The 25,158-nt window shown below is 68.1% G+C and carries 20 protein-coding genes and 2 pseudogenes; 5 read left to right on the top strand and 17 right to left on the bottom strand.

What is annotated here, in order from left to right:
- Positions 1-98: 98 nt before the first annotated feature.
- From ACZ52J_RS00005 to ACZ52J_RS00060, 12 genes and pseudogenes are all read right to left on the bottom strand, one after another.
- A pseudogene (locus tag ACZ52J_RS00005) lies at positions 99-634 on the bottom strand (winged helix-turn-helix domain-containing protein); the annotation flags it as partial.
- A 126-nt stretch (positions 635-760) separates the two neighbouring features.
- A complete protein-coding gene (locus tag ACZ52J_RS00010) occupies positions 761-2,302 on the bottom strand; it encodes a long-chain-fatty-acid--CoA ligase (protein WP_465614747.1) in 1,542 nt (513 codons plus the stop codon).
- A gap of 82 nt (positions 2,303-2,384) precedes the next feature.
- Entirely contained in the window at positions 2,385-3,599 is a 1,215-nt protein-coding gene (gene hemA, locus ACZ52J_RS00015) for a 5-aminolevulinate synthase (protein WP_465614748.1), read from the bottom strand.
- A 336-nt stretch (positions 3,600-3,935) separates the two neighbouring features.
- Positions 3,936-5,537 (bottom strand): ANL family adenylate-forming protein, encoded by a 1,602-nt coding sequence (locus ACZ52J_RS00020; RefSeq protein WP_465614749.1) that lies wholly within the window; start codon positions 5,535-5,537, stop codon positions 3,936-3,938.
- A gap of 98 nt (positions 5,538-5,635) precedes the next feature.
- Positions 5,636-7,045 (bottom strand): class II 3-deoxy-7-phosphoheptulonate synthase, encoded by a 1,410-nt coding sequence (locus tag ACZ52J_RS00025; protein ID WP_465614750.1) that lies wholly within the window; start codon positions 7,043-7,045, stop codon positions 5,636-5,638.
- A 40-nt stretch (positions 7,046-7,085) separates the two neighbouring features.
- Complete coding sequence (locus ACZ52J_RS00030) at positions 7,086-8,015, bottom strand: AurF N-oxygenase family protein (RefSeq protein WP_465614751.1); 930 nt, start codon at positions 8,013-8,015, stop codon at positions 7,086-7,088.
- Positions 8,016-8,028: 13 nt separating this feature from the next.
- Positions 8,029-8,856, bottom strand: coding sequence for an aminotransferase class IV (locus ACZ52J_RS00035; protein ID WP_360263034.1), 828 nt, complete (start codon positions 8,854-8,856; stop codon positions 8,029-8,031).
- Positions 8,853-10,979 carry an aminodeoxychorismate synthase component I gene (gene pabB / locus ACZ52J_RS00040; RefSeq protein WP_465614752.1) on the bottom strand — a complete coding sequence of 709 codons (2,127 nt, stop codon included), beginning with the start codon at positions 10,977-10,979 and terminating at the stop codon, positions 8,853-8,855. Before pabB ends, ACZ52J_RS00035 begins: the two co-directional genes overlap by 4 nt.
- On the bottom strand, positions 10,979-11,809 hold the full coding sequence (locus ACZ52J_RS00045; RefSeq protein WP_360263029.1) for an arylamine N-acetyltransferase family protein: 831 nt from the start codon (positions 11,807-11,809) through the stop codon (positions 10,979-10,981). The genes pabB and ACZ52J_RS00045 overlap by 1 nt, the downstream gene beginning before the upstream one ends.
- Before the next feature lie 14 nt (positions 11,810-11,823).
- Positions 11,824-12,720 carry a UbiA family prenyltransferase gene (locus ACZ52J_RS00050; protein WP_465614753.1) on the bottom strand — a complete coding sequence of 299 codons (897 nt, stop codon included), beginning with the start codon at positions 12,718-12,720 and terminating at the stop codon, positions 11,824-11,826.
- A gap of 10 nt (positions 12,721-12,730) precedes the next feature.
- The gene (locus ACZ52J_RS00055; RefSeq protein ID WP_465614754.1) at positions 12,731-13,885 is read right to left on the bottom strand and encodes a cytochrome P450; all 1,155 of its coding nucleotides are present in this window, start codon (positions 13,883-13,885) and stop codon (positions 12,731-12,733) included.
- A gap of 78 nt (positions 13,886-13,963) precedes the next feature.
- Positions 13,964-14,920, bottom strand: coding sequence for a polyprenyl synthetase family protein (locus ACZ52J_RS00060; RefSeq protein ID WP_465614755.1), 957 nt, complete (start codon positions 14,918-14,920; stop codon positions 13,964-13,966).
- Positions 14,921-15,695: 775 nt separating this feature from the next.
- Here ACZ52J_RS00060 and ACZ52J_RS00065 point away from each other — a divergent pair.
- Complete coding sequence (locus ACZ52J_RS00065) at positions 15,696-16,916, top strand: cytochrome P450 (protein WP_465614756.1); 1,221 nt, start codon at positions 15,696-15,698, stop codon at positions 16,914-16,916.
- A gap of 342 nt (positions 16,917-17,258) precedes the next feature.
- Here ACZ52J_RS00065 and ACZ52J_RS00070 read toward each other — a convergent pair whose 3' ends face one another.
- Together ACZ52J_RS00070 and ACZ52J_RS00075 are read right to left on the bottom strand one after the other, a co-directional pair.
- Positions 17,259-18,089, bottom strand: a complete 831-nt coding sequence (locus ACZ52J_RS00070; RefSeq protein WP_465614757.1) for a methyltransferase domain-containing protein — start codon at positions 18,087-18,089, stop codon at positions 17,259-17,261.
- Positions 18,090-18,395: 306 nt separating this feature from the next.
- Complete coding sequence (locus ACZ52J_RS00075) at positions 18,396-19,307, bottom strand: SAM-dependent methyltransferase (RefSeq protein ID WP_465614758.1); 912 nt, start codon at positions 19,305-19,307, stop codon at positions 18,396-18,398.
- A gap of 513 nt (positions 19,308-19,820) precedes the next feature.
- Here ACZ52J_RS00075 and ispH point away from each other — a divergent pair.
- The 3 genes from ispH to ACZ52J_RS00090 all read left to right on the top strand — a co-directional run bounded on the left by ispH (position 19,821) and on the right by ACZ52J_RS00090 (position 22,977).
- Entirely contained in the window at positions 19,821-20,771 is a 951-nt protein-coding gene (gene ispH, locus ACZ52J_RS00080; RefSeq protein WP_360263009.1) for a 4-hydroxy-3-methylbut-2-enyl diphosphate reductase, read from the top strand.
- Positions 20,772-20,883: 112 nt separating this feature from the next.
- Positions 20,884-22,707 (top strand): 1-deoxy-D-xylulose-5-phosphate synthase, encoded by a 1,824-nt coding sequence (locus tag ACZ52J_RS00085; protein ID WP_465614759.1) that lies wholly within the window; start codon positions 20,884-20,886, stop codon positions 22,705-22,707.
- 135 nt (positions 22,708-22,842) lie between these two features.
- Positions 22,843-22,977 carry a hypothetical protein gene (locus tag ACZ52J_RS00090; RefSeq protein ID WP_396238565.1) on the top strand — a complete coding sequence of 45 codons (135 nt, stop codon included), beginning with the start codon at positions 22,843-22,845 and terminating at the stop codon, positions 22,975-22,977.
- Between the two features lie 73 nt (positions 22,978-23,050).
- Here the strand turns inward: ACZ52J_RS00090 and ACZ52J_RS00095 are convergent, their stop codons facing one another.
- From ACZ52J_RS00095 to ACZ52J_RS00105, 3 genes are all read right to left on the bottom strand, one after another.
- Complete coding sequence (locus tag ACZ52J_RS00095; RefSeq protein ID WP_360501464.1) at positions 23,051-23,335, bottom strand: LuxR C-terminal-related transcriptional regulator; 285 nt, start codon at positions 23,333-23,335, stop codon at positions 23,051-23,053.
- A gap of 449 nt (positions 23,336-23,784) precedes the next feature.
- On the bottom strand, positions 23,785-24,018 hold the full coding sequence (locus ACZ52J_RS00100) for a hypothetical protein (protein ID WP_465614760.1): 234 nt from the start codon (positions 24,016-24,018) through the stop codon (positions 23,785-23,787).
- 69 nt (positions 24,019-24,087) lie between these two features.
- The gene (locus tag ACZ52J_RS00105; RefSeq protein WP_465614761.1) at positions 24,088-24,540 is read right to left on the bottom strand and encodes a transposase; all 453 of its coding nucleotides are present in this window, start codon (positions 24,538-24,540) and stop codon (positions 24,088-24,090) included.
- Between the two features lie 16 nt (positions 24,541-24,556).
- On the opposite strand from ACZ52J_RS00105, the pseudogene ACZ52J_RS00110 reads away from it, so the two are divergent.
- A pseudogene (locus ACZ52J_RS00110) lies at positions 24,557-24,811 on the top strand (transposase); the annotation flags it as partial.
- Positions 24,812-25,158 lie beyond the last annotated feature (347 nt).

Raw genomic sequence — 25,158 nt, forward strand, 5'->3', positions numbered from 1 at the left:
ACCGGCGCGTCACCAGCGCACCGGAGTACGGGCAGAGCACGTCAGCTGATCAGCATGACGCTCCGTCACCGCATCACGAAAATCTTGACTGAACCCGTCGACACCCCGGCCTCGTCCTCGAACACCAGCCAGGCCCCGAGCGTCGCCACTAGGCTTTTACCTGCGGCCACACCTGCTTCTTCCAGACCTCGACCGCGCCCTCGTCGCGCTCGATCGCCCGACGAACCGGCTGCTGGCAGGACCAGCCGTTGCGCCGCAAGAGCTTCCAGACACCCTGAACCGTGTACGAGACATGGAACCGGCGGCCGATCACCGTCTTGATCCGCGCCGGCGTCCACCGTTGGTCCTCCCAGCCGTGCGCCAACGGCCCCTTCTCCAACTCCCCCTCCAACTGGGCGAACTGCCGCTCGCCCAGCCTCGGCGGGGACTGAGGCCCCTTCGGCTCAAGTGCCACCGAGCCACCTTCCCGCCAGGCACGGCGCCACCGCTCGACCGACCGCACCGTCCCTCTCAGGTCGCGGGCGATCATTCCGTTGCTGTCACCACGCTCGAACCGCTCGGCGGCATCAAGCCGCACCCGCTCCCGGCGCTGCTGTTCCTGGGCAGTGAACCCGCCCCCCTGCGCGTATCGCACGGACGGGGGCATACCCACGGATCGACAGCTCTCAGCACCTACGACAAGGCGAGTTCAAGTGGAGTAGGCGCAACATCACCTGCCTTGATCGCCTTGACAGGTTCCGCGGGCTGCTGGCGGTCTGATTCAGCGCTCGGCGCCGAACCACTGCGCCAACTCCCGCTTGAGCACCTTGCCGCTGGGGCCGAGCGGGAACGCGTCGACGAACTCCACCAGGCGCGGGTACTTGTACGCGGCCATCCGCTCCCGGCTCCAGGCGACGATCTCCGCGCCGAGCGCCTCGTCCGGCGTCCGGTCCGCGCGCGGGATCACCACCGCGCACACCTCCTCGCCGTGCCGCTCGTGCGGGACGCCGATGACCGCGACCTGCGCGATCGCCGGGTGGTGCACCAGCATCTCCTCGAGCTCGCGCGGGTACACGTTGTACCCGCCGCGAAGCACCAGGTCCTTCTTGCGGTCGATGATCGACAGATAGCCGTCCGCGTCCTTCACCCCGAGGTCGCCCGAGCGGAACCAGCCGTCCACCAGCACCTCGGAGGTCGCCTCGGGCCGGCCCAGGTAGCCGGCCATCACATTGTGGCCCCGGATGACGATCTCGCCGACCTCGCCCGTCCGCAGCAGCTCGATCCGGCCCTCCAGGTTGGCCCTGGCGATCTCCACCTCGACGCCCCAGATCGGGCGGCCCACGGTGCCCGGCTTGCACGGCCAGGCCCGCTGGTTGTACGCGACCACCGGTGAGGTCTCGGTCAGCCCGTACCCCTCGTAGATCGTGCAGCCGAAGGTGGCCTGGAACTCCTCCAGCACCTTGACCGGCAGCGCCGAGCCGCCGGAGAACGCGCGGTCCAGGGGCGGGCGGAGCGGGGTGGCGGCGGCCGCGTCGAGCAGCGCCAGGTACATCGTCGGGACGCCCATGAACACCGTGCACCTGTGCGCGACCATGAGGTCGAGCGCGCCCGCGGCGTCGAAGCGGTCCGTCAGCACCATGGTGGCGCCCGCCCGGAAGCAGGTCAGCATGCCGCAGATCTGCCCGAAGGTGTGGAACAGCGGCAGGCAACCGAACAGCACGTCCTCGGCCCGGAAGTCGAACGGGGAGAGCATCCCGACGGTGACGTTCATGGTGATGCTCAGCTGGGTCAGCATCGCGCCCTTGGGCCGACCCGTGGTGCCGGAGGTGTAGAGGATCACCGCGAGGTCGTCGGGCGCGCACGGCCGGTAGGCGGCGATCGGTTCGGCGTGCTCGGCGAGCACGTCCAGCCGCGGCGCTTCGCACTCCGCGTCGGCCCGCACCGCGAGCAGCGGCACCTCGGCGATCTCCGCTCCCTTGCGCCCCTCGGCGAGCAACGACCCGGCGCAGATCAGCACGTGGGCCCCGCTGTCGCGCAGCACGTACTCGATCTCGGTCGCCTTGAGCAGCGCGTGCATCGGCACCACGACCGCGCCGAGCGCCAGCACGGCGAAGTAGGCCGCCGGGAACTCCAGGCCGTTCGGCAGCAGCAGCGCCACCCGGTCACCGGGGCGAGTACCCCGTTCGTCCAACACTGTGGCGTACTGCCGGGCACGGAACCATAGTTCACGGTACGTCAGGCGAGCTCCGGCGAACTCGATCGCCGGGTGGTCCGGACGTCGTACCGCCGACTCGGCGAGAACGGCTGCTACCGAGAGAGTCACCAAACCTCCGCTGATCGATTGCGGTCGAAAGCAGCGACGACGGCGGCCGGGCGCGCCAGGGCCCCCGACCGCCGTCCCCGCCTCACGCCTGTGTGCGCGGGATGTCGAGCTCCTGCCAGATGGCGTCCAGCGCCTCCGCGAACTTCTCGACATCGGCCGTGGTGTGCGTCGCGGACGGCGCGACGCGCAGAATCTCCTCGCCCTCCCGCACGCTGGGGGCGTTGATGGATTGCACATAGATGCCGTACCGGTCCAGCAGCAGCGCCGACGCCTGACGGCAGGTGGCGTCCTCGCCGACGAACGCCGAGACGATGTGCGACATCGGCGAGACGAACGGGATGCGCTGCTCGTCGAGCAGCCGGTGCAGCAGCTGCGCGTTGTTCCGCAGCCGCTCGCGCTCCTCGTCGGAGGCGACGAGGTGGCGGACCGCCGCGAGCGCGCCGGCGGCGATGGCCGGCGGCAGCGAGGTGGTGAAGATGAAGCCGCGGGCGAAGCTGCGCACCGCGTCCACCATCGCGGCGGGCCCGGCGATGTAGCCGCCGGCGGTGCCGAAGCCCTTCGCCAGGGTGCCCATCACGACGGTGAATTCGTCGGCGATGCCGTCCCGGGCGGCGATCCCGGCACCGCGCGGGCCGTACATGCCGACCGCGTGCACCTCGTCGATGTACGTGGTGGCGCCGTACTTCTCGGCGACGGCGGCTATCTCGGCGAGCGGCGCGATGTCACCGGACATCGAGTACACCGACTCCAGGACGATCAGCTTCGGGCGGTCCCCGTCGGCGCGGATCAGCTCCTCGAGGTGCGTGACATCGTTGTGCCGGAAGATCCGCTTCTCGCAACCGCTGTGCCGCAGCCCGTCGATGATCGATGCGTGGTTCAGCTGGTCTGAGTAGACCACGGTGCCGGGCATCCGGCCCGCCAGCACTGACAGCGCGGCGTCGTTGGCGGTGTAGCCCGAACTGAACAGCAGCGCCGCCTCCTTGCCGTGCAGCGCGGCGAGCTCCTGTTCCAGCAGGACGTGGTAGTAGTTGGTGCCACCGATGTTGCGGGAGCCGCCGGAGCCGGCGCCGAACGCGTCGACGGCCCCCTTCATGGCGGTCAGCACGGCCGGGTTCTGCCCCATGCCGAGGTAGTCGTTGCTGCACCAGACGCTGATCTCCAGCTCGGCGCCTGCCTGCCCCTCCCGGGCAGTGGCACTCGGGAACCGTCCGGCACGCCGACCGACCTCCAGGAACTGACGGCTGTGGTCGGCGAATTCCTTCATCTCATGGGTGAAGAAATCCAGGTGTGCGGTCATTATGCCACTCGCTCTCTAAAGAAGCCGCTGTCATATCGATCACGAGGCTGTCGATCGAACGGAATTTGGGAAGGTGGATCCGGCCTGGGACTCGATCCCCAGTAGCACCGGTGCGTTTGGGGCTGGTTGGCCGCCAACAGAGCGCCTGTAACGAGAGTCAGCCAGTCATCGGTCTCAGGCCGGTCAGGCCAGGATTTTCGACAGCATCCCCGCCAGGAGGACTGCCGAGATTGACAGAAACGTGGCCCCCGGTCCAAGTGGGAACCTGTCTCGCCGGATGGACCAACCCTGTCGCGCGGTCGCCGAGCCTAAGCCTCACCTGCGGAAACCTACCGATCACATCCGATAAGACAACGGCTTATCAGCGAGAGCGCTAGCTAGTGCGACCAGCGTCTGCATGTCCGGCTTGCCGGCACCGGTGAGGGGCAGTGCGTCGTAGAACGTCACCACGGCCGGTACGTGATTCGGGGACAGCTCGGCAGCGACGTGACCGATCAGCGTCCCGGAGTCGGCGGTGCTGCCCGGCCGCACCACGATGGCGGCGTGGATGTGCTCCACGCGGTCGTCGTCGACCACGCAGTACACCGCGGCCTGGGCGACCTCCTGATGGGTTAGCAGCGCGTTCTCCACATCTGTGGGACGGACCTTGATGCCGTTGGTCTTCATCACCTCGCCCATCCGGCCGTGCAGGCGCAGAAAGCCGTTCTCGTCGAGGGAGCCGAGGTCGCCGGTGTGCACCCAGCCGTCGCGGATGGTCACGGCGGTCAGCTCCGGTTCGCCCCAGTAGCCGAGCATGGTGGACGGGCTCCGCACGCACACCTCGCCGATCTCGCCGGGTGGGACGTCACGGTCGTCGTCCAGGCCGCGGATGCGTACCTCCGCGGTCGGACGCCCGACGGTCCGGCAGAGTGCCGGGTCGGAGTGGTCCGGCGGGGTCAGGATGCTGATGGGGCTGGTCTCCGTGGTCCCGTAGATCTGGGTCAGCACCGGGCCGAACACCTCGACCGCCTCGGCCAGGCGGGCGGGAGCTGCGGGGGAGCCGACGTAGGTGATGTTCCTGATGCTCGACCGGTCGGTGGTGGCGATGTCGGGGTGGTCGACCAGCATGTACAGCTGCGGCGGGGTGATCGCCAGCGTGGAGATGCGGTGCTGTTCCACGGCCCGCAGCACTTCGCCCGCCTCAAACCCGTCGTGCAGGACGACCGTTCCGCCGGAGGCGAGCGCGAGGTCGACGACGGTACCGCTGGAGTTGCTCACCGGAAGGGTCGACAGGTACACGATGGGTTCCGGGGACTGGAAGCCCACCCGGGGGCCCACCTGCAGGTAGAGGCTGCGGACGCGGTACGGCATTGTGACAGCCTTGGGGCTGCCGCTGGTACCGCTGGTGCAGATCACCACGGCCGGTTGTTCGGGGTCGACCTCGACGGCGTCGAGGTCGAAGGCGTACGAGTCGCCCGACGAGAGGTCCAGGACATCGGGACCGAGGGGGCCGAGAGCGGCGAGACGCGGTGGCTCAGGCAGCCGGTCGCACAGCTCGCGGGCCGCGTCGACGTTCTCCTTGTCGATGGCGAGGAAGGTCGCCCCGGTCCTGCTGAGCATCTCCTGCCGGGCGGCGGCGGCCAGCTGATCGGTGGGATCCACCGCGTTCGTGGAGTGCAGGTGGACCAGGGTGGCCCCGGCGAGGTTGGCCGCGTAGCGGAAGATGATGGTCGCCGGGGTGTTGGTGACGGTTAGCACCGCCACAACCGGATCCTTGCCTTCCGCAATCGGAGCTCGGTGTTCCGTGAAGTGCCGACGCAAGATTTCCGCCGCGGTGAGAACGGCCTTGGAGAACTGGCCTGCGGTGAACTCTTCGCCTTCCCGCCACAGGGCAATCCGGTCAGGATCGGACGCCAGCGCCTCGAGCACCCGGCGGGCGTAATTCTCCTTCGAAGGCATCGGAACTCCATTCCGCCGACCCGTTTATTGATCGGTGTAGGATTACATGATCGCGAGAGCGTGGGCACTCGAAAATGTTGCTGGTTTCACGCGGCGAACTAGGCGGGAGAGTTGCTGTGACTTGCGCCCTGGGCCGCGGCGTTCACCGCTGCCTCCGGTGCCACGACGCCGGTTGCTCCCGGGTTGAACATCTCGGCTACCAGGAAGGCCAGGTCAAGCGCCTGGCCTCCGTTGAGGCGCGGGTCGCACGCCGACTCGTACCTGCGGTGCAGGTCGTCGAAACCCAGATCGGCGCCGCCGCCGACGCACTCGGTCACGTCCTCGCCGGTCAGCTCCACGTGCAGTCCGCCGGCGTGGGTGCCGAGCGCCTGGTGCACCTCGAAGAAGCCGGCGGCCTCGGCGAGGATGTCGTCGAACCGCCTGGTCTTGTGCCCGCTGGGCGCCTTGAAGGTGTTGCCGTGCATCGGATCGCACACCCACACCACCGGCGCGCCGGAAGCCGTGACCTTCTCCACGAGTTCCGGCAGCAGGTGCCGCACGCGGTGTGCGCCCATGCGCACGATGAACGTCAGCCGGCCCGGCCGCCGGTCGGGGTCGAGGCGGTCGATCAGGGCAAGCGCCTGCTCGGGCGTGGTGGCAGGGCCCAGCTTCACCGCGATCGGGTTGTCGATGGTCGCGAAGTAGGCGACGTGGGCGCCGTCGAGCTGTCTGGTGCGGTCGCCGATCCACAGCATGTGGCCGCTGCCCGCGTACCTTCGGCCGGAACGCGGCTCGTAACGGGTCAGCGCGGCCTCGTAGTCGAGCAGCAATCCCTCGTGGCTGGCGAACAACTCCGTGGTGCGCGACGGATCGCCGCCGCGCGCGTCCTTGGAGGACAGTGCCCGGCCGATTCGACCGGCGAGTTCGCCGTAGCGTTCACCGGCAGCCGAGCGTGAGACGAAGTCCTGGTTCTCCTCGTGCAGTTGGCGTAGATCGGTGCCGACACGGGCGAATGCGCGCATGGCGTCCAGGGTGTAGCGCGAAGCGTCGTACATCCGAAGCAGCCGGGACGGGTCCGGCCGTCGTTCGGCCTGGCTGAAGCCGACGCCGTTCACCGCGTCGCCCCGGTAGACCGGCAGCGTGCGCCCGTCGACGGTCTCGGTCGGCCGGGATCGGGGCTTCGCGTACTGCCCGGCCATCCGGCCCACCGTGACCACCGGCACCGCCGACGCGTACGCCAGGATCACGGCCATCTGCTGCAGGAGGCGTAGTTTGCTGTGAATCGCCTGCGTCGAGAGGCGGCCGAAGCGTTCGGCGCAGTCGCCACCCTGCAGCAGGAACGCTTTGCCCTCTGCCGCCTGGGCGAGTCGAGCGGTGAGCGTGTCGCACTCCTGCGGCGTGACCAACGGGAGCACGGCTGCCAGCTGATCCATCACGTCGCCGAGCTCAGCCAGGCTAGGCCACTCCGGCCGCTGATGGGCGACAAGTGTGCGCCAGTGCGCGGCGGCTTCGCCGGTGGGGGTCAACATGATCTCCGTCCGCTTCTCACGGCTCAACGGTGCGGGGCGGTCATGGGTGGACCATCTCGACGAGATCGTGGCTGATGCCCAGGTCGTCGAGCAGCAGCTGCAACGGTCCGGTGTCCCGCGCGGGCACGGGACGGGAGGCGGCCCACTCGCTCAGCTGATCGGTGTCGATCTCGAAGCCGCCCTGGGCCGCCACGGTCACCCAGGGGTCCAGGTCCGCGGAGCGGAACGCGGTCAGCCCGGCGACGAGCGCTTCGCGGAACGTCCGCTGCAGTGCGCCGTCCAGGTTCCGGTAGAGCGAGCCGCACAACTCACGGAACACCACCGCGTGTCCGCTCTCGTCCCGCCGGTGCAGATCGGTGGTGATCCGGTTCATCGGCTGGATCTCCTGGGCGGTGCCGAGTGTGGAGAGGAACCCGTTGATCGTCGTCTCGGCGGCCAGGGAGAACGCGATGTCGACGATGTCGCGGTCGAACCCGGACAGCCCGGCGCGGGTGGCTTCCAGCTCCCGGACGACCGACCAGGCGCCCGGCGCGAACCGCAGGTCCGTCAGGTCGCGCCGCCTGCGGGTCACGCCGACGGCGTTGTGGCACATCAGGATGTGGTAGTGCTCATCGATGATCGTCTGGTGCAGCGCGTCGACGGCGACGTCGTCGTGGCGGACGGGGATCCGTTCCTGGAGCATCAACCGGCAGGCCGGCAAGATGATCTCGTCCTCGATGGCCGCGGTCTTGGCGTTGTAGGAGATCCACGCCGCGGACAGGATGCGCTCGCGAGCGTCCTGGTCGAGCCGGTCGGCACCCGGCAGTCCCAGCACCGGGACGAGGCGTTCGGGGAAGTCCGGCATCGCCGTGTCGAAGTGACCGTCGAGGTCGAGCTCGTCCTTCTTGACGGCCACTCGCTTTCCCCAGCGGCGCGTCAGCTGCACCAGCAAGTCGCGCTCGTACGTGGGCTCTTCACGTGCCGAGGTCATCGGGAAACCTCCTTCATGGGTTCACCACAGGAATCAGCGAGGCGTCGGCCGCAACGGCGAGCGCGGCCAGGCGCGACTGCCAGCGCTCGGCCGCTGCGGCGTCCGTGTCCTGGAACCGGCCCAGCCCCTCGGTGACCGGCCGGATGCCGTGCAGGGCGTTCAGCGTCCAGACGGGGACGCCGGCGAGATCCGACGCGGTGGCCTGCTCGGTGACGACCTGGTGCCCTGCCGTGGCGGCGAGCTCGCCGAGCAGGGCGCGGGTGATCCCGGGGAGCAGGCCGGGGCCGGGTGGTGGCCCGCACAGCGTGTCGCCCCGCCACCAGACGATGCTCGTGGACGCCCCTTCGACCACATGCCCTTCCGTCGATACCAGCACCGGCTCGTCAGCTCCCGCCGCAGCCGCGGCAGCGCGTAGGGAGGCCAGGTGGTCCAGGTCGGCGCCCTTGACGGCCGGCAGTCGACGGCGGTCGGGTCCCGCCGCGGTCCACAACCGGACGGTCGCGGTGCGCGGTGGCGCGGGGCGCAGCCACATCCGCAGCCGCGTTCCCGACCCGGTCTCCACGAGTTCGACGCGAGGAAACCATCGGCCTTGCGCGGGCAGCGACTCGGCGACCGCCCGCAGGAACCGGTTCGTCCGTTCGGCTCCCGGTCCGCCGAACCGGTCGCAGGCCGAACCGAAGCGTTCGGCGTGCCGGTCGAGTCCCCGCACCCGCCCCTCGTCCACGAGCCAGGAGTCGATGACCAGCACCGTCCCGGCGGCGTCGGCCGTCGACCATCCGCCATCGGGGTCCCAGCACCGGCGGACGCCCTGGTCGGTGGCCGTGCTCTTTGCCGTGTTCATCGTCGGGAGCCGCCCACGTCCGACACCGCCGGCGCACGCCAGGCGCGGAGCGACGCCGCCGCCTTGAGCAGCATCTCCTCGTACTCTTCGTGCGGGTCGGAGTCGAGCACTATCGCCCCGCCGGCTCCGATGGTCAACCGGTCACCGACACGGACCGCGGTGCGGATCACGATGTTCAGTTCCGTGCCGCCGGAGAGGCCGAAGTAGCCGAGGGCGCCGGAGTAGACACCCCGGGCCTCCGTCTCCAAGCGGTCGATGATCTCCATGGTGCGCAGCTTCGGCGCTCCGGTCATCGACCCGCCCGGGAAGCACTGCCGGGCGCAGTCCATCGCGCTGACCCCGTCACTGAGCCGTCCGCGAACGGTGGAGACCAGTTGGTGCACGGTCTCGTAGCTCTCGACGGCCAGGTACGGGTCGACCTCGATGCTGCCCACCTCGCACACCCGGCCCAGGTCGTTGCGCAACAGGTCGACGATCATCAGGTTCTCGGCCTGAGTCTTGGCGCTGGAGGCGAGGACGGCGGCCAGTTCGGCGTCGCGCACCGGGTCGGCGTCGCGCGGGGCCGTGCCCTTGATCGGCTTGCTGGTGACCGTGCGGTCCCTCTCGATGCGCAGGAACCGCTCCGGCGAGGAGCTGAAGACCGTGACGTCGCCCAGGCGTAGGAGCGCGGCGTACGGTGCCGGGTTCGCCCGGCGCAGCCGCAGGTAGAAGGACGTGTCGTCGTCATGGAACGGCATGTGCAACTTGTTGGTCAGGCAGATCTCGTAGCTCTCGCCCCGGTTCAGCTGCCGCTGGCACTCCGTGATGTCCGCCAGGTACTGGCTCCGGCCGCGGCCGAGGTACTCCTCGGCATTCGGGGGCGGGCCGGCGGCGGGTTCGCGCGGCGGCTCGACATCGGCCGGGTTCAGGCCCGTCAGGAGCGCGGACGTCCGTTCCACCCACTCCTGCGCGTCACGCCGGGTCTTCTCGTCGTGGACGGCCACCAGGTAGGTCAGCCCCTCCTGGTGGTCGACCGCGATGACGCGATCGGCGAACATCCAGATGGCGTCCGGCGTTTCGGCGGTGTGGCTGGCCGTGGCCCCGCATTCGGCCTTGAGTTCGTAGCCGAAGTAGCCGACGTAGCCGCCGGTCAGGTCGAACGGCAGGTCCGAGTCGGGGATGCGCCGGTCGCGCAGCCGCTGTTCGAGGACGTCGAACACGCTGCCGGTGACGATGCCGACGCCGTTCGCGTCGCGCACTTCCACTGTCCCGCTGCCGGTGCGGTAGGTCAGGACCTCGCTGAGCGGACCTGACGTGTCGCCGAGGAACGAGAACCGGGACAGGCCCTCCTCCACCCGGCTGCTGTCCAGCCAGAAGCAGTACGGGGTGTTGTCGAAGAGCTTCAGAAAGATGGCCTCGGAATCGGCAGCGGTCGGCACGGCCGTGCTGATGATTCCCAGTTCCTCGACCGCGCCGGGCGTCTCGCCGGCCAGTGCGGTGCCGGTGCCGGTGCCGGTGTCCGTGTCCGTTCCGGTGTCGGTGACGGAGGGCCGTTGTTTGTGCTGCGTCCGGCGGGTCAGATCGGCGAAGTTCCGCAGGATCTCACGCCCGTACTGGGAAGCTATCGACTCGGGGTGGAACTGCACGCCCCACTGCGGCAGATCGCGGTGACGCAGCGCCATGAGTACACCGTCGTCTGCCCACGCGGTGGCGATGAGCTCCTCGGGCAGGGGCTCCTGCACGCACAGCGAGTGGTAGCGAACCGCGACGAATTCCCGCGGAATGCCGGCGAACAGCGGATCTCCCTCGTGGGAGACCTTGGCGAGGTACCCGTGTCTCGGTTCGGGCGCGGCGGCCACCGACGCTCCGGCCAGGTGCGCGATCATCTGATGGCCGAGGCAGACGCCCAGCACGGGCAGCGTGGTGCGACGCAGCAGGTCGCCGAGGAGGCCGACGTCGCGCGGGTTCTGCGGCCGTCCAGGGCCGGGCGAGACGACGATGTTGTCGAAGTCCTCCAGCCGCAGGCTGGACAACATCGGATCGTCGTTGACCATGACGACGGGCTCCCGGCCGTTGATCTCGGCGATCAACTGGTACAGGTTGAAGGTGTACGAGTCGTAGTTGTCCAGCAGCAAGGTACGCATCACGGGCCGTCCAAGATCTTCCGGAGCGTTTGGACGTCGCCCGGTTCCAAGGTGATCCCGAAGATCTCCTCGGGAGCGGAAAGCGTCTCGTCCTTGTCGAGTTCCCGGAAGGTCGCCGGCTCTGCGGGACGTATCTCCGTGAGAGTGCTGCCGACGAGGAGGTGCCTCACGTCGGGCTGAGTGCGCTGGAGGACCATGCGGTGGTTGAACGGCGAGCGCGGGTGAGTCAGGCAGAAATGGTTGAGGAGCTCGAAGTCCGACGGATAGCGCGCGTCGGTGGTGAAACCGTAGAGCTCTGCGGGACCCTCAGGTCGAAGGAACCGCAGCACGTGTTCACCACTCGGTTCCCGCACCACGTCGAAGGGCCAATCGCCGTCCAGCCGCGAGTTCTCGGCGAGGCGGATGGGGACGTGCGGCCCGTATGCACCGAAACCCACGTCGAAGATCCAGCGTTCGTCGTCGAGCTGCACGCACAGGGCTACGTGGAGTGCCGGACCGAACTTGTTCCCGGTGCGGATCCGTGTCCTGCCCGCGAACGCCGAGAACGTGAAGCCGATCCGGTCCAGCACCGCCGCCATCAGGACGACCTGTTCCAGGCACCAGCCGCCGCGGCCCTGTCGCACGATCTTCTCCTGGACGCTGTCCAGGTCCAACGGCACCGTCGGCCGCCCGAGCACCGCGTCGAGGTTGTCGAAGGCGATCGCGTCGACGTGGGCGGCGTGCAGACCCCGCAGCGTGGAGAGGTCCGCAGCCACGTCGCCCTGGTAGCCCACGCGGGTCAGGTAGGCGTCCAGGTCGACGCCACTGCCCTGCCACATCGAATCCGTCATACGTAGCTCATCCTTCATGTGAACTGCCCGGCGACCGCGGCCGCGAGAACGATCCAGCCGAAGTACGTGTTGGCGACGAAGGTGTCCCAGCACGATTGCGGATCATCCAGGTCCACACGTACGACCAGATAGGACAAGAAGATTCCCGCGAGCACGACGATCAGGTAGAACGCCCACCCCATCGGCGTCTGGGAACCGGCCCACAGCACGCCGCCGACGCTGAGCACGACGAAAATCGCCAGCCACGCCTTGGTGGCCTTGCCGAACAGCAGGGCGGAAGACCTGACACCGATGTTCCGGTCGTACTCCTTGTCCTGATGGGAGTAGATCGTGTCGTGAATCAGGGTCCAGAAGGCCCCGCCGGCGTACAGGCCGGACACCGCGAGCGGGTAGTCGGCGCTCCCGGTCACCGCCGTCCAGCCGATCAGCACGTAGACGCTCATCACCAGCGCCAGGAACGCCGAGGGCCAGAAGAAGATGCGCTTCATGAAGGGGTACGCGACGATCAACGGGTACGAGGCCCCGACGACCAGGGCTGTCCCCACGTTCGCCACCGCCAGGACCAGCAGTGCGACCACGGCCTGTGCGGCGGCGAACAGGAGTGCGTTCCCGACGCTGATCGTCCCCGACGCGACAGGACGCGACACGGTGCGGGCGACCCGGGCGTCGACGTCCCTGTCGACCACGTCGTTGACCGCGCAGGCCGCGCCGCGCACCAGCACCGCCGCGACAGCGACGACCACCACCGCCAGCAGGTCCGGTCGTCGCCCGGAGGCGAGGACGACGGCCCACAGCCCTGGAAGCAGGTACAGCACGTACCCCGTAGGCCGGTCCAGTCGCATCAACAGGAGATATGCGCGGACTGAATCCGGGCTCTTCGTGACTACGCCGGTAGATATCTTGTGCAGCATCAGGATCCAATCACCAGGTCACCGGAAGCTGGACCAACCCGCCGATCAGCGTGTTGTGGCGCAGCCCCAGCTCCTCTACACCGACAGCCAGACGCATGGTGGGGAATCGCGCGACGAGCTGGGTGAGCAACACCTGCAGCTGCATCCGGGCCAGCATCGCGCCGACGCAGGAGTAGGCGCCGCGCCCGAACACGAGGCTGTCCGCGGTGTTGCGAGCGACATCGATCCGGCCGGGGTCGGCGAAGGCCGTCTCGTCGTGGTTGGCCGCGATGATGTTCAGCAGCACGAAGTCGCCGGCCCGGATGGTGACTCCGTCGATCTCGAAGTCCGTCAGCGCATAACGGGGCATGCCGCCGTTGTGCGGGTTCGGCATCGACATCCGCAGGGTTTCCTCGACCGCGCCGGGGACGAGGCCCGGGTCGTCCAGCAACGCCTGCCACTGCTCGGGGTTGGCCAGCAGCAGCGACACGCAGGTGCCGATCCGGGCCACCGTGGTCTCATAGCCACCGAACAGCAACAACGCCGTCAGCCCGAGGACCTCGTTGTCGCTGATCCCCTCGGTCGCGCAGATCCGGGAGATCACGTCATCGCCGGGATTCTGCCGTTTGTCCGCGACGAGTTGCCCGCAGTAGCCGAACAACTCGCCCAGTCCCTGCTTGGACCTGACCGGGTCCCCGACGTTGGCGGCGTCCTGGATCCAGCTGCCGAACCGGTCCTTGTCCTCCCGGGGTACGCCCAACCACTGGCACATCACCTGAAGCGGCAGCGGCAGCGCCAACATCTGGCGCAGGTCCACCGGTGACTTCTGCCCGGCCAGTTCGTCCAGGAGCCGCCCGGTCAGTTCTTCGACGTGGGGCCGCAGCGCCAGCATCCGCTCGGGTGAGAAGTGCGGCTCCAGTAGCGCACGCAACCGAGCGTGGTCGGTGGCGAAGTCGCCCAGCAGGCCGGCGAGGAACGCCGACCCGCTGTCCTTCGCCGCGGCCTCCGGATCGGGATTGGAGCGGCTGAGCCGGTCATCGTCGAGCAGCTGCGCCACCTGGGCATGACCGGTGACCAGCCACGCCTCGACGCCCTCGGCAGTACGAACCCGATGGACCGCGCCCTGGGATCGGAGCGTGCGCAGCCCTGGCGCGAGTTGCAGCACATTCGTCTGCTCGAAAGGCAATTGAGCTGGGGTACTCACTGACGGCCTCCGCCGGAATCGAGGTTCAGACCACCTTGTCGAGGATGATCACGATGTACGTCATGGCGTGCGATTGACGATGCGGTCGAACAAGGCGGTCAGTTCGGCGGACGCGGCCGGGGACAGCTCGGCTCGTCCGAGGTGCTCCAGAGCCGAGTCCAGATGGCTGCGGGACAGCCGCTCGGCCGTGTGCCGGCTGCCGGATTCCTCGACGAGGTCGGCCATCTCCTGGAGGTCCGCTGCCGTGCTGCCGTCGGCGTGCCACAGCTGGCGCAGGCGTTCGCCGGCCGGGCTGTCGGTGGACAAGGCCGCCAGCACCGGAAAAGAAGGGTTGCGCCGCAGGATGTCGCTCCGGACGGGCTTGCCGGTCACTGCGGGGTCGCCCCAGATGTCCTCGACGTCGTTGAAGATCTGAAAAGCCAGGCCCAGATGCCGGCCCGCGCTGCGCAGGGCAGTCAGGACGTGCTCCGGTCTGCCCGCCCGCAATGCGGGCGTCACCAGCGCGCACTCCAGCAGCGCGGACGTCTTCTCCTCCACGATCCGGTCGTACTCCGCGATGCCGGTGCCCGGACCCAGCCGGACGGTGAGCTCGCGAGCCTGGCCCGCGAGAACCAGACCGAGGGCTTCGGCGAACAGGCTGGAGATTTCCGCACGGCCGGGGCCGGGGTCGGCGACGACCATCTGCAGCCCAAGAGCCTGCAACGCGTCCCCGGCCAGGATGGCCAGACTGGTGCCGAACACCTTCCACGCGGCCGGGCGGCCGCGACGCAGCTCGTCCGCGTCGATGATGTCGTCGTGGATCAGGGTCGAGTTGTGCAGCAACTCCAGTGCTGCCGCCTGGCACCGCACGTCCTCCGGCCGTAGGCCGACGCCATCAGCCGCCGCCATCATGAGGGCGGCGCGGGTCAGCTTGCCGCCCTCCGCACCGCTGGGGTCACCGTGTTCGTCGATGAAGCCGAGGTGGTAGGAGCAGATCCGGGCCAGGATCGGCTGCAGTGCGGAAGTCTGCTGCCGCATAACGGGCAGTACCGTGGATTGCACCATCTTCGGCGACAGGAAGGCTTGGAGCCCGGTCGACGAGGTGTCGAGTGCGCTGATCGGGATTCTCCTTCGGTCGCGCGCCTTCCCAATTCGTGGTCAGAGCCTACGCGCATGGCGTTCGCGAATTGCACCACTGGAAATCACTGCGCTGGATGGACGAATGATTGCGCAAAGCTCATGATCACCCGATCTCACTACAGGTCAATGCGTAGGCAGCTCCCGCAGCTACGCGCAATCCGGACCCGGAGTGATGCACCGGAATTTGCGTGATCGTTCCGCCTGTCATCCTGAACGACCTCTCCCGTCGTGTCAACGACGCGGCGTGGGCAGCTTCGACTTTAGGAAAAACCCCAAACGGAGACGGTGTGGGGACTGGATTGGAGTACTGTGCAGATTGGTAGCTGCTGGGCGGCACCCGAGGCCGTACTTCGAGTCCGGCTATTAAGCCGGCACCAAACGGCAGACAAGACTTCCTGAGAAGGGCTCGGTTTCTGTGCCGGTGTACGCCTGGCGATAGCCGTCATCGACCTCGCGTTGGAACAGCACGGCGCGCGCTGGACGTGCTCGACCTGCCCCCCTGGTGGCCGAGGTGCACCAGGGGGCCCGCCGGTTCGCCCGCGACGGGCGGACGTTGCGACCCTGGGTCGCCCCTGCGGGCCGAGCAGTATCACACGACGTCACTGATCATTGCCGGGAATGGTTCACTGAAAGCTTGAGAGGCTGAATGGCTATGCCAGTTGATTCTGAGCAATTGCATGAAGTCAGGTCGTTCGACCCGTACGGCGCACATCGCGACGACCCGTATTCATTTCTGGCCGACATCGGAGAGACGGAACCGGTGTTCTACGCCCCTTTGCTCGGCGCGTGGTGCGTCACCCGGCGCGAGGACATGGTTGCCGTGCTGCGGGACGACCAAAGCTTCTCGGCGCGTGACCACAACCCTCGTCCCGCGGCCGCACTGCCCGAGGACGTGAGTCGGATGTTCCGCACCTGGCGCGGCGCTGATGCGGTGGCCGTCGGCTCACTCGACCCGCCCGAGCACGCCAGGGTCAGGGAAGTGCTCAACGCCGGGTTCACGCCGGCCAGGGTCAGAGCGTTCGAACCCACGATCCGTGCGATCGCCACCGACCTCGTCGAGCGTGCCGCGGTCTTGACGGAGTTCGACTTCATCTCGGCGTTCGCCGTTCCGTACGCCCTCGAGGTGATCTGCCGGCGCCTCGGGGTCCCGGAGGATTACTACGACCGCTGCCGCACGTGGTCCGAGCAGCGCATCGAGCTCATGATGTCGCAGAGCAACGCCGATCCTGAGCGGCTGCGTGAATTCGCCCGCGGGCTGATGGACTTCGGAGCGTTCGCCCGTTCACTCGTGCAGGAGCGGCTGGCCGCACCGCAGGACGACCTGATCAGTGAGCTGCTCCACGACGGCAAGGCGGGCCGCACGCTCACCGCTGACGAGGTTTCCGTCCAGGTCCCCACCCTGATCTTCGCGGGACACATGACCTGTGCCGAGGCGCTCGGCACGATCCTCTACCAGCAGCTTCAGTCACCCGGCGGCTGGGCCGAGGTCGTCGACGGGACGATCGCCGTACGGGACCTCGTCGAGGAGGGGCTGCGGTTCGACAGCCCGCTGGCGGGCATGTACCGGACCGCGGTCCGTGACGTAGTGGTCGGTGGCGTCCACCTGGCCGCGGGGAGTCGGCTGCTTCTGCTGTACGGAGCGGCCGGCCGGGACAGCCGCTCTCGCGCATGTCCGGCCGCGTTCAGTCCGGACAGCCGGTCTGCCACGCATCTCGCGTTCGGGCACGGCATCCATTTCTGCCTCGGAGCCGGATTCGCCCGCGCGGAACTGGAGATCGCGGTAGAGGCCATCGCCACCAGGATGCCGGGTCTGACCCTGGCGCCAGGGCAGCCGCCACATCACCGGCCGGTGTTTCCGCTTCGGGCGTTGACCGAGTTGCGGGTACGGCAGTGAGGACGGGCATCCGGGCGGTCGTCGGGGATCTGGACGACACGCTGACCCCTGCGGTGAGGACCCTGGGTTCCACAGATCCGGATGCCGGCTAGCCCCAGCACGGCGTGACGGCCCGTCAGTTGAACTGGCGGGCCGTTTCGGCTTGTCGGACTGCTGATGGGCCGTGCGGCAGGTCCGGTGATGCAGGATGGACAAACAACGAGGCCCTCCGGACGTCGAGTTGAGACGTCAGACATCTCGCTCAACCGCCGGAGGGCCCTGTTCAGGAAGCGTCAGGAAGTACCTCGACCCCAGCCTTGCGCCATGAGACGCCGAGCTGAGAACCGGGGACGGCGCCCGCGGTCAGGCGCGGACCGCGGTCAGGAAGAGGTAGCCGCTCTCCGGGATGGCCCCGAACCTGCGCACGTTGTGGATGAGCGACTCGGCGTGCTCCTCGCCGACCAGGTCGGCCAGCTTGTCGCGGACAGTATCAAAGGCGTCGGCCATGAGCCCGAGGGTACGGATGACGTTGTCGGTGATGTCACGGATCTCCACGTCGACGAAACCGTGGGCGGCCAACGCCACCCGGTATTCGTCCACAGTGCCCAGGGAGCGCACCGCGTAGTTCTCGGAGATGTGGTCCAGGACCACGCGTCCCTCAGGGCTGATCGGGTCGCGCTGGATGACGTCGGCGATGGCGAGGCGGCCGCCGGGGCGCAGCACGCGGGCGGCCTCGGAGAGCACCTGGGCCCGGTCGGGCATGTGCCACATCGACTCGAACGCCCAGGCCGCGTCGAACGAGCCGTCGGGGAAGGGCATGTCCATCGCGTCCGCGAACTGGAACGTGGCCCGGTCGGCGAGCCCGGCCTCGGCGGCGAGTTCCGTGGCCTCCTCCACCTGGATGTGGCTGACGGTGATGCCCACCACGTTCACGTCACAAGTGCGGACGAGCCGCTGCGCGGGGTAGCCGATGCCGCAGCCGATGTCCAGGACCCGCTGGCCGGCCTGTGCGGCGAGACCAGAGATCATCAGGTCGGTCAGGCGGTCCGTGGCCACCTCGACGGAGCTGTCGTCGGCCTCGTTCTCCCAGTAGCCGTAGTGGATATTGGGGCCCCAGACGGAACCGTAGATCCGACCGAACCCGTCGTACACGTTGCGGACGTCGCTGTGAGCGGGAGACTGTCCGAGCGTCATGAGGAACTCCGTATCGTCGTGAAGGTGGCGGGAAGTCGGCGGCGGTTCAGCCGTACCGGCGGTGAGCCCGCGAATGATCGTGTTGGTACGCCACCGCAGATCCTGCGGGTCGACCGCGAGCCACGAGCCGGGGAACGCGTCGAGGAGATGGTTGGCGACACCTAGGCGGCAGTCACATCGAAAGGCGGGCGGAAACCCGCTGCGCTGGGCTGGGGAACCCCAGCCCAGCGCCTGCGTGATCTACTGACAACCACTGGTAACCAGTGCTGCCAGGTCAACAAACCGGCTGTCTGCTACTCTTCGCGCTCACTTACGCTCGAAGCGCAAGAAGCCCAGCTGCATGCCTCCTGCTTGCCATTCAGCGCAGAGCGCCTGGTTCGCCAGCAGAGATATCCTCAGGTTCCTGCGGTCAACTGCAGAGAGGCTGCTGTCGGTGTCCAGTACCGCCTTCGTCCAGGCGACACTCTCCTCCCAGAACGGCAGGGTCTCTGACGTGGCGTCGACCTCATCGACCAGTTCGAAGCCCGCAGCCTGCGCGGCTTCTGCGTAGTCGAGCACCGTGGCCGGCTTCGTGTAGAAGTATTCGGCCCACACATCGGCCCCGTGAGGGCGTGTAATGAACACTTCCTCGATGCACACACTCGCGCCCGGACGAAGCACCTGCGCCAGACGCTCGAACCACTGCGGACGGTTGAAGTATCCGCTGCTCTCGATCGCTACTGCTGCGTCATAGGGGCCGTCCAGGGGGAGATGCATCGCATCACAGACCAGGGTTCGGACCCGCTCGTCCACGCCGCATTCCCGCGCGAACTTGTTGACGATCGGCGCGTGTTCCGGCGCATTGGTGACCGCCGTGACGTCGGCGCCGTACTCCCGCGCCCAGAAGAGCGAGCCCCCGCCGAGACCGCAGCCGACGTCCAGGATTCGCCCCGACAGCCGGTGTTCAGCGCCCCAGATCTTGGCCGCGTACCGCAGCAGACCCTCTTGGTGGTCCCGGATGCTGCGGCGAATGGCATCCGGCGTCACATCGTCGGGATGCAGCGGCGTTTCAGCCGAAGGGTAGTGACCCACGTGGTAGTGAATCCTGGGGCCGGGCCCGTATTTGCGGACAAGCCTGGCTGTTTTGTCGTCGTAGTACTGGCCAACGATTCTTACCTCGTCCTGAGGCTCCAGCGCTGCCTGAGGGGAACTCGAAAGTTCATCCAGCAGATTTGACACGGTCACTCCTCCAGAGCTCTGATGCCGACGACGTTGGCGAATGGCCTGCTTCGGTCGTTGCGCTGCGCGCGTCATGAATTTTGGCGAGGATACGTGGTTTAACGAGGATCGCCGGACCGGATTCCGTGGCTTGCGGCACGAGCGGCGCCTCGTTCGAAATGCAGGGCCGCTCTCACGATCCGGAATCCTGAGTCGCCCAAAATTGAGCGGCGGCTATTGGATGCCATCCTGGAGGACGGTCCCGGTCGTGTCAACGACGCGGCGTGAGCAGCTTCGACTTTAGGAAAAACCCCAAACGGAGACGGTGTGAGGACTGGATTGGAGTACTGTGCAGATTGGTAGCTGCTGGGCGGCACCCAAGGCCGTACTTCGAGTCCGGCTATTAAGCCGGCACCAAACGGCAGACAAGACTTCCCCAGAAGGGCCCGGTTTCTACCGACCGGCGTGGATGCCCTGTTCGGCAACGCAGGCCAGGCGTTTCAATGCAAACGTCATGGCACGGAACGGAGTGGGATGAGTGACGGTAAGCGGGTCCTGCTGGCCGAGCCACGGAGTTTGTGTGCCGGTGTACGCCGGGCGATAGCCATCATCGACCTCGCGCTGGAACAGCACGGCGCGCCGATCTACGTCCGCAAGGAGATCGTGCACAACCACTACGTGGTGCGCGAGTTCCAGCGCCGGGGAGTCCGGTTCGTCGATTCCGAGCAGGAGGTACCGGAGGGCGCGGTGTGTGTCTTCTCCGCGCACGGCGTCTCCCCGCAGGTGCGGCAGAACGCGGAGGCACGCGGGCTGGACGTGCTCGACGCGACCTGCCCCCTGGTGGCCAAGGTGCACCAGGAGGCCCGCCGGTTCGCCCGCGACGGGCGGACGTTGCTGCTGGTCGGGCATGCGGACCACGAGGAGGTCGAGGGCACTTACGGGCACGCTCCCGACCAGACGATCATCGTCGAGACGGTTGCCGACGCGGAGGCACTGGACCTTCCCTCCGACGCAGCAGTCGCCTACCTCACCCAGACCACGCTCTCGGTGGACGAGACCAGGGACATCATCGCCGTGCTCCAGCGCAGGTTCATCGACCTGCGCGGGCCCGCCACCGACGACATCTGTTACGCCAGCCAGAACCGCCAGGACGGCATCCGGGCCATCGTGGACCGCTGCGACCTGGTGCTGGTGGTCGGTTCGACCAACTCCAGCAACTCGATCCGGATGGTCGAGGTGGCGCGCAGGCTCGGCGGCAGGGCTGAACTGGTGCCGGACGTGACGCACTTCGACCCCACGTGGCTGGCCGGCGTGAGCACGGTCGGCGTGAGCGCCGGGGCGAGCGCGCCGGAGATCCTCGTCGACCAGCTGCTCGACCGGCTCGCCGAACTGGGTTACGCGGACACGTCCGTGGAACGGGTGGCGACCGAGGACATCGTGTTCTTCCCGCCCACGCGGCTGACCGGAGTGGCGGACGCGCCGTGACCGGTCGGGACCGATCGTCGGCCGAACCGGCATCGCGCCGGGCAGTCGGCCCGAACTGACCGAGTGGGCGGCCGCGGCCGCCCACCACGCCCGGTGAGGAGCACTGTTCGACATGGCGCTGCTGGAAACCGTGCGCGACCCGGCGCGGCTGCGTGAGTTGACCGCCGGGGAGCTGCGCGACCTCGCCGGGGAGATCCGCGCGTTCCTGATCGAGCGGGTCTCCGCGACCGGGGGACACCTCGGGCCCAACCTGGGTGTGGTCGAGCTGACCATCGCGTTGCACACGGTGTTCGAGTCCCCGCGGGACCGGCTGCTGTGGGACACCGGGCACCAGTCCTACGTGCACAAGATCCTCACGGGCCGCCAGGCCGGGTTCGACCGGCTGCGTAAGTCGGGCGGGCTCTCCGGCTACCCGAGCCGGGAGGAGTCCGAGCACGACCTGGTGGAGAACTCGCACGCGTCCACCGCGCTGTCCTACGCGGACGGGCTGGCCAGGGCGGACGCCCACCTCGGCCGACGCGACCGGGCGACCGTCGCGATCATCGGCGACGGCGCGATGACCGGCGGCATGGCCTGGGAGGCGCTCAACAACATCGCGGGCGGGCCGGAGCGGCCGCTCGTCATCGTGCTCAACGACAACCGGCGCTCCTACGCGCCGACCGTCGGCGGGCTGGCCGAGCACCTGGCCGACCTGCGCGCCGGGCGCGGGCCGGGCGTGTTCGAACAACTCGGGCTCGGTTACCTCGGCCCCGTCGACGGTCACGACCTCCCCGCCGTCCAGGACTCCCTGCGCCGCGCGGTCGCACTGGGCCGGCCGGTGGTGGTGCACGTGATCACCGCCAAGGGCAAGGGATACCGGCACACCGAGACCAATGACCTCGATCTCGGCCACGCCGTCAAACCGATGGACCCGTACACCGGGCAGGCACTGAAGGTATCGCCCCCGTCGTTCACGTCGGTGTTCGGCGAGAAGATGGTCGAACTGGCCGAGCAGCGCGACGACCTCGTGGCGATCACGGCCGCGATGACCGAGCCGACCGGGCTCCTGCCGCTGCAGCGCAGGTTTCCGCACCGGGTGATCGACGTCGGCATCGCCGAGCAGCACGCGGTCACGATGGCCGCCGGGTTGTCCATGGGCGGTGTGCACCCGGTGGTGGCCATCTACTCCACGTTCGTCAACCGCGCGCTCGACCAACTGCTCATGGACGTCGCGCTGCACCGCCGCCCGGTGACGTTCGTCCTCGACCGGTCCGGGGTGACCGGCGACGACGGGCCGAGCCACAACGGCATGTGGGACCTGTCGGTGCTGCAGGTGGTGCCGGGGCTGCGGATCGCGGCGCCGCGGGACGGCACCAGGCTGGCCGAACTGCTGGCTGAGGCGGTGGCGTGGCACGAAGGTCCGACACTGCTGCGGTTCCCCAAAGGCCCCGCCGGTGAGGACCTGCCCGCCACCGCCACGTTCAACGGGATTGACGTGCTGCGCCGTTCCGGCCGGCTAGACGTGCTGATCATCGCGGTAGGTGCGCTGGCCGGGCTCGCGCTCACCGTCGCCGACGGTGGGCGGGCACAGGGCATCGGGGTGACGGTGGTGGACCCGAGATGGGTCACCCCGGTCAACCCCGCGCTGGCCGACCTGGCCCGCCGCCACCGGCTCGCGATCACGGTCGAGGACAACAGCCGCGCGGGTGGTGTCGGTTCCGCGATCGCGCAGGCGCTGCGGGACGCCGACGTGCACACCCCGCTGCGCGAGTTCGGCATCCCGAGGCGGTTCCTCAGCCACGGCACCAGGGCCGAGGTGCTCGCCGCCTGCGGGCTGACCGCGCAGAACATCACCAGGGTCGTGGTGGGGCTGCTGACCGGCCTCGATGCCGCACCGGCGTCAGCAGACATCGACGACCCCGGCACCTGGCCGGTTCATTCAGGGGAGGAACATTGACGACCATCGATTTGGGAATGCCCTTGCCACGCAAGGACGAGGTCCCCCTCTCGGTGGCCACGCGGCGGACCCCCCGCCAGATCATGGTGGGCGCGAGGTGCCGGTTGGCGGCGTCGCGCCGGTGCCGGTGCAGTCGTGACCACCACGTCCACGGCCGACATCGACGCCACGCTGCAGCAGATCGCCGAGCCAGGTCACGGCTTGGCCCGCGCACTCGTGGCCGGCCAGCGTCTGACCTCCGACCTGACCAGAAGGAGCGAGATAAAGTAAACGTCCGGGAAACATGACACAAAATGCAGTTCGTGCAGAACGTGCGGATTACGATCTCGCGAACCGCCGGGCATTAATCCACAGCTTCATACGCAATGCGCGGGGGCCATGAATCCGTTCGCAGAATCTGGAGGACGAACGCCCTCGAAACCAACGCGACACGATTCGGCGCCTGCAGCTTGTCGGACATGACGCGGACGTGATAGTCGATGGTCTTCGAACTGAGGTATAACTCTCTCGAAAGCCGCCCGCTGGAGAAGCCGGCCGCAATGCCCTCCAGGATCCTGACCTGGACCGAGCTGAGAACGCAGTCGCCGACCGGTTGGGACACTTCGCAGCCGTTCTGGTCATTACCCATGGCACTCGTCCGTTCCGTACGGCCCGGCTGGGACGGGACCGTAGGCGGAGCCCACAGTCGTGACAGGCGGCAGCTCGACGTCCGACTCGATCGAGAACCGCCTCACTTCCTGGGTCATGCCGGGTCCGTAAAACAAAAGGACGTCATCGCTCGAACGGACCTCGTGGGGTTCGCGTATCAGCTGGTCTTCCGGCCAGGAAGGGCAAATCGATCCGACGCCGTGAGGACCGGTCAAAGCTATTGACAATAACGTCGGCGAAAATTCTCCCGCCGGAGTAGTGTGGGTTTTCGGCACGACACTCTCCGTTCATGTCTAACGAGGGTGCATCGGAGCCTGTGGCGAGTTACTCCGACCTGAAAATCCTAACACTGCAAGATCATCCAGGCCGAGTGGCCCGTAGTGCTTCAAAATGGCTTCACCGGCTGTGAGCCGGGGGTTTGTCGGATGGTCAGCTTGCTCGGTGGTACTCGTTGATGAGGCCGGTGACGGCTTGTCGGCGTTCGATGCGGGCCGTCGGGATGGGGATGACGTTCGAGTCGTCGAACGGTGCGAGCTGGTTCCGGCCCTGGTGCGGAGACCTGGCCCGGGCGTCGTCGCCGTGGTCCAGCAGGTGTTCCAGCAGCTGTCCGACCGCCGGCCGCCGCGGGTCCCAGGCGTGCAGGCCGCGGGCCGCGGCGAGCACGGCGGCGGTGTCCGTGACCGGCCCCCCCGAGCAGCAGCAGGGCCGCTGGGCAGTTCCGCTCCAGCTGGGTCATGCGCACCACTTTCCGTACGTCTCATCTCTGTTGACCGCTACCAGAAAGAACGTAGAGCCCGGGTCTGGCGGTTCATCCTGGCGGGCAGCCGGCGCCCCGGGTGATCGCCGGAACACCGGCCTGGCACCGCAGGGCGAGCCGGGGTAGCGGTGGGTCGCGGTCCAGCACGTCGTGCACCACATCCACCTCGCAGCCGTCACGGTACTGCCGGACGGCCGCCGACCGCGGATGCGCCATGACGCCGTGCGCGCCCAGGTCCGTAGCCAGTTATAGACCCCCTTCCAGGATCCGAACCGTCCTGGCAGGTCGGTCCACGCAGTCCCAGTGCGGTACTTGAATGCGATCGCGTCGATAACCTGCCGATGATCACGCCACCGCCGACCTCGCTTGGGTGTTCGTTCCGGCAGCAGCGGCTCGAGCCGCGCCCACTGCGCGTCAGTCAACGACACACATCAACCATCTTGCGTGACGCGAGCGCAACTTACGGATGCGGAGTGGGAGTACATCGAGCCATACCTGCCGATCGGCGAGTACGGCCCGTACCCGGAGCGGCTGCGGCAGCAGTTCGAGGGCGTGATCTGGCGATTCAAGACAGGCGGGCAGTGGCGGGAGATGCCACAGGAGTTCGGCGCCTGGTCGACCGTCTCCAACCGCTTCCGGCAGTGGAGGGACGCCGGCGTCTTCGAAGCCCTGCTGGAGGGCCTGATCGCGTTCTCAGCACCCGGGATCCCGTCCCCGCCGTCGGCCGGGTCCGTGAGGACGGACGTCGCACCGTGCAGGGCGGTGTGCGCCAGCCGGACCAGACCGGCCAGCTCGCCGACCAATGCGGGCAACCGCCGCCTCCGCCGTCAGACATCCCGTCCACTCCCAGTCCTCGTCCACTCCCAGTCCTCCGCTCCTCGACCAGTCTCGCGCGATCGCCGGTACGCCGCCCGGGCCAGGGTGATCCACGAGGCCGCACCTGCGGCACGCGCAGCGGTCCCGGAGGGCCCGTGCGGCCGGCTCCCTGCTGTGGCCGCCGCACTCCTCCGGCCCGGATGCCCCGGACGACCGCGAGTCGACGCCGT

It is taken from the genome of Kitasatospora sp. NPDC034035 (genome assembly GCF_055575755.1).

Bases quoted from the DNA above. Each gene is read 5' to 3' on its own strand.
- ACZ52J_RS00070 (WP_465614757.1), bottom strand. From the start codon at position 18,089: ATGACGCTCGGACAGTCTCCCGCTCACAGCGACGTCCGCAACGTGTAC.
- ACZ52J_RS00030 (WP_465614751.1), bottom strand. From the start codon at position 8,015: ATGACCTCGGCACGTGAAGAGCCCACGTACGAGCGCGACTTGCTGGTG.
- hemA (WP_465614748.1), bottom strand. From the start codon at position 3,599: ATGACCGCACACCTGGATTTCTTCACCCATGAGATGAAGGAATTCGCC.
- ACZ52J_RS00060 (WP_465614755.1), bottom strand. From the start codon at position 14,920: ATGCGGCAGCAGACTTCCGCACTGCAGCCGATCCTGGCCCGGATCTGC.
- ispH (WP_360263009.1), top strand. From the start codon at position 19,821: ATGAGTGACGGTAAGCGGGTCCTGCTGGCCGAGCCACGGAGTTTGTGT.
- ACZ52J_RS00025 (WP_465614750.1), bottom strand. From the start codon at position 7,045: ATGTTGACCCCCACCGGCGAAGCCGCCGCGCACTGGCGCACACTTGTC.
- ACZ52J_RS00085 (WP_465614759.1), top strand. From the start codon at position 20,884: ATGGCGCTGCTGGAAACCGTGCGCGACCCGGCGCGGCTGCGTGAGTTG.
- ACZ52J_RS00020 (WP_465614749.1), bottom strand. From the start codon at position 5,537: ATGCCTTCGAAGGAGAATTACGCCCGCCGGGTGCTCGAGGCGCTGGCG.
- ACZ52J_RS00035 (WP_360263034.1), bottom strand. From the start codon at position 8,856: ATGAACACGGCAAAGAGCACGGCCACCGACCAGGGCGTCCGCCGGTGC.
- ACZ52J_RS00050 (WP_465614753.1), bottom strand. From the start codon at position 12,720: ATGCTGCACAAGATATCTACCGGCGTAGTCACGAAGAGCCCGGATTCA.
- ACZ52J_RS00045 (WP_360263029.1), bottom strand. From the start codon at position 11,809: ATGACGGATTCGATGTGGCAGGGCAGTGGCGTCGACCTGGACGCCTAC.
- ACZ52J_RS00095 (WP_360501464.1), bottom strand. From the start codon at position 23,335: ATGGGTAATGACCAGAACGGCTGCGAAGTGTCCCAACCGGTCGGCGAC.
- pabB (WP_465614752.1), bottom strand. From the start codon at position 10,979: ATGCGTACCTTGCTGCTGGACAACTACGACTCGTACACCTTCAACCTG.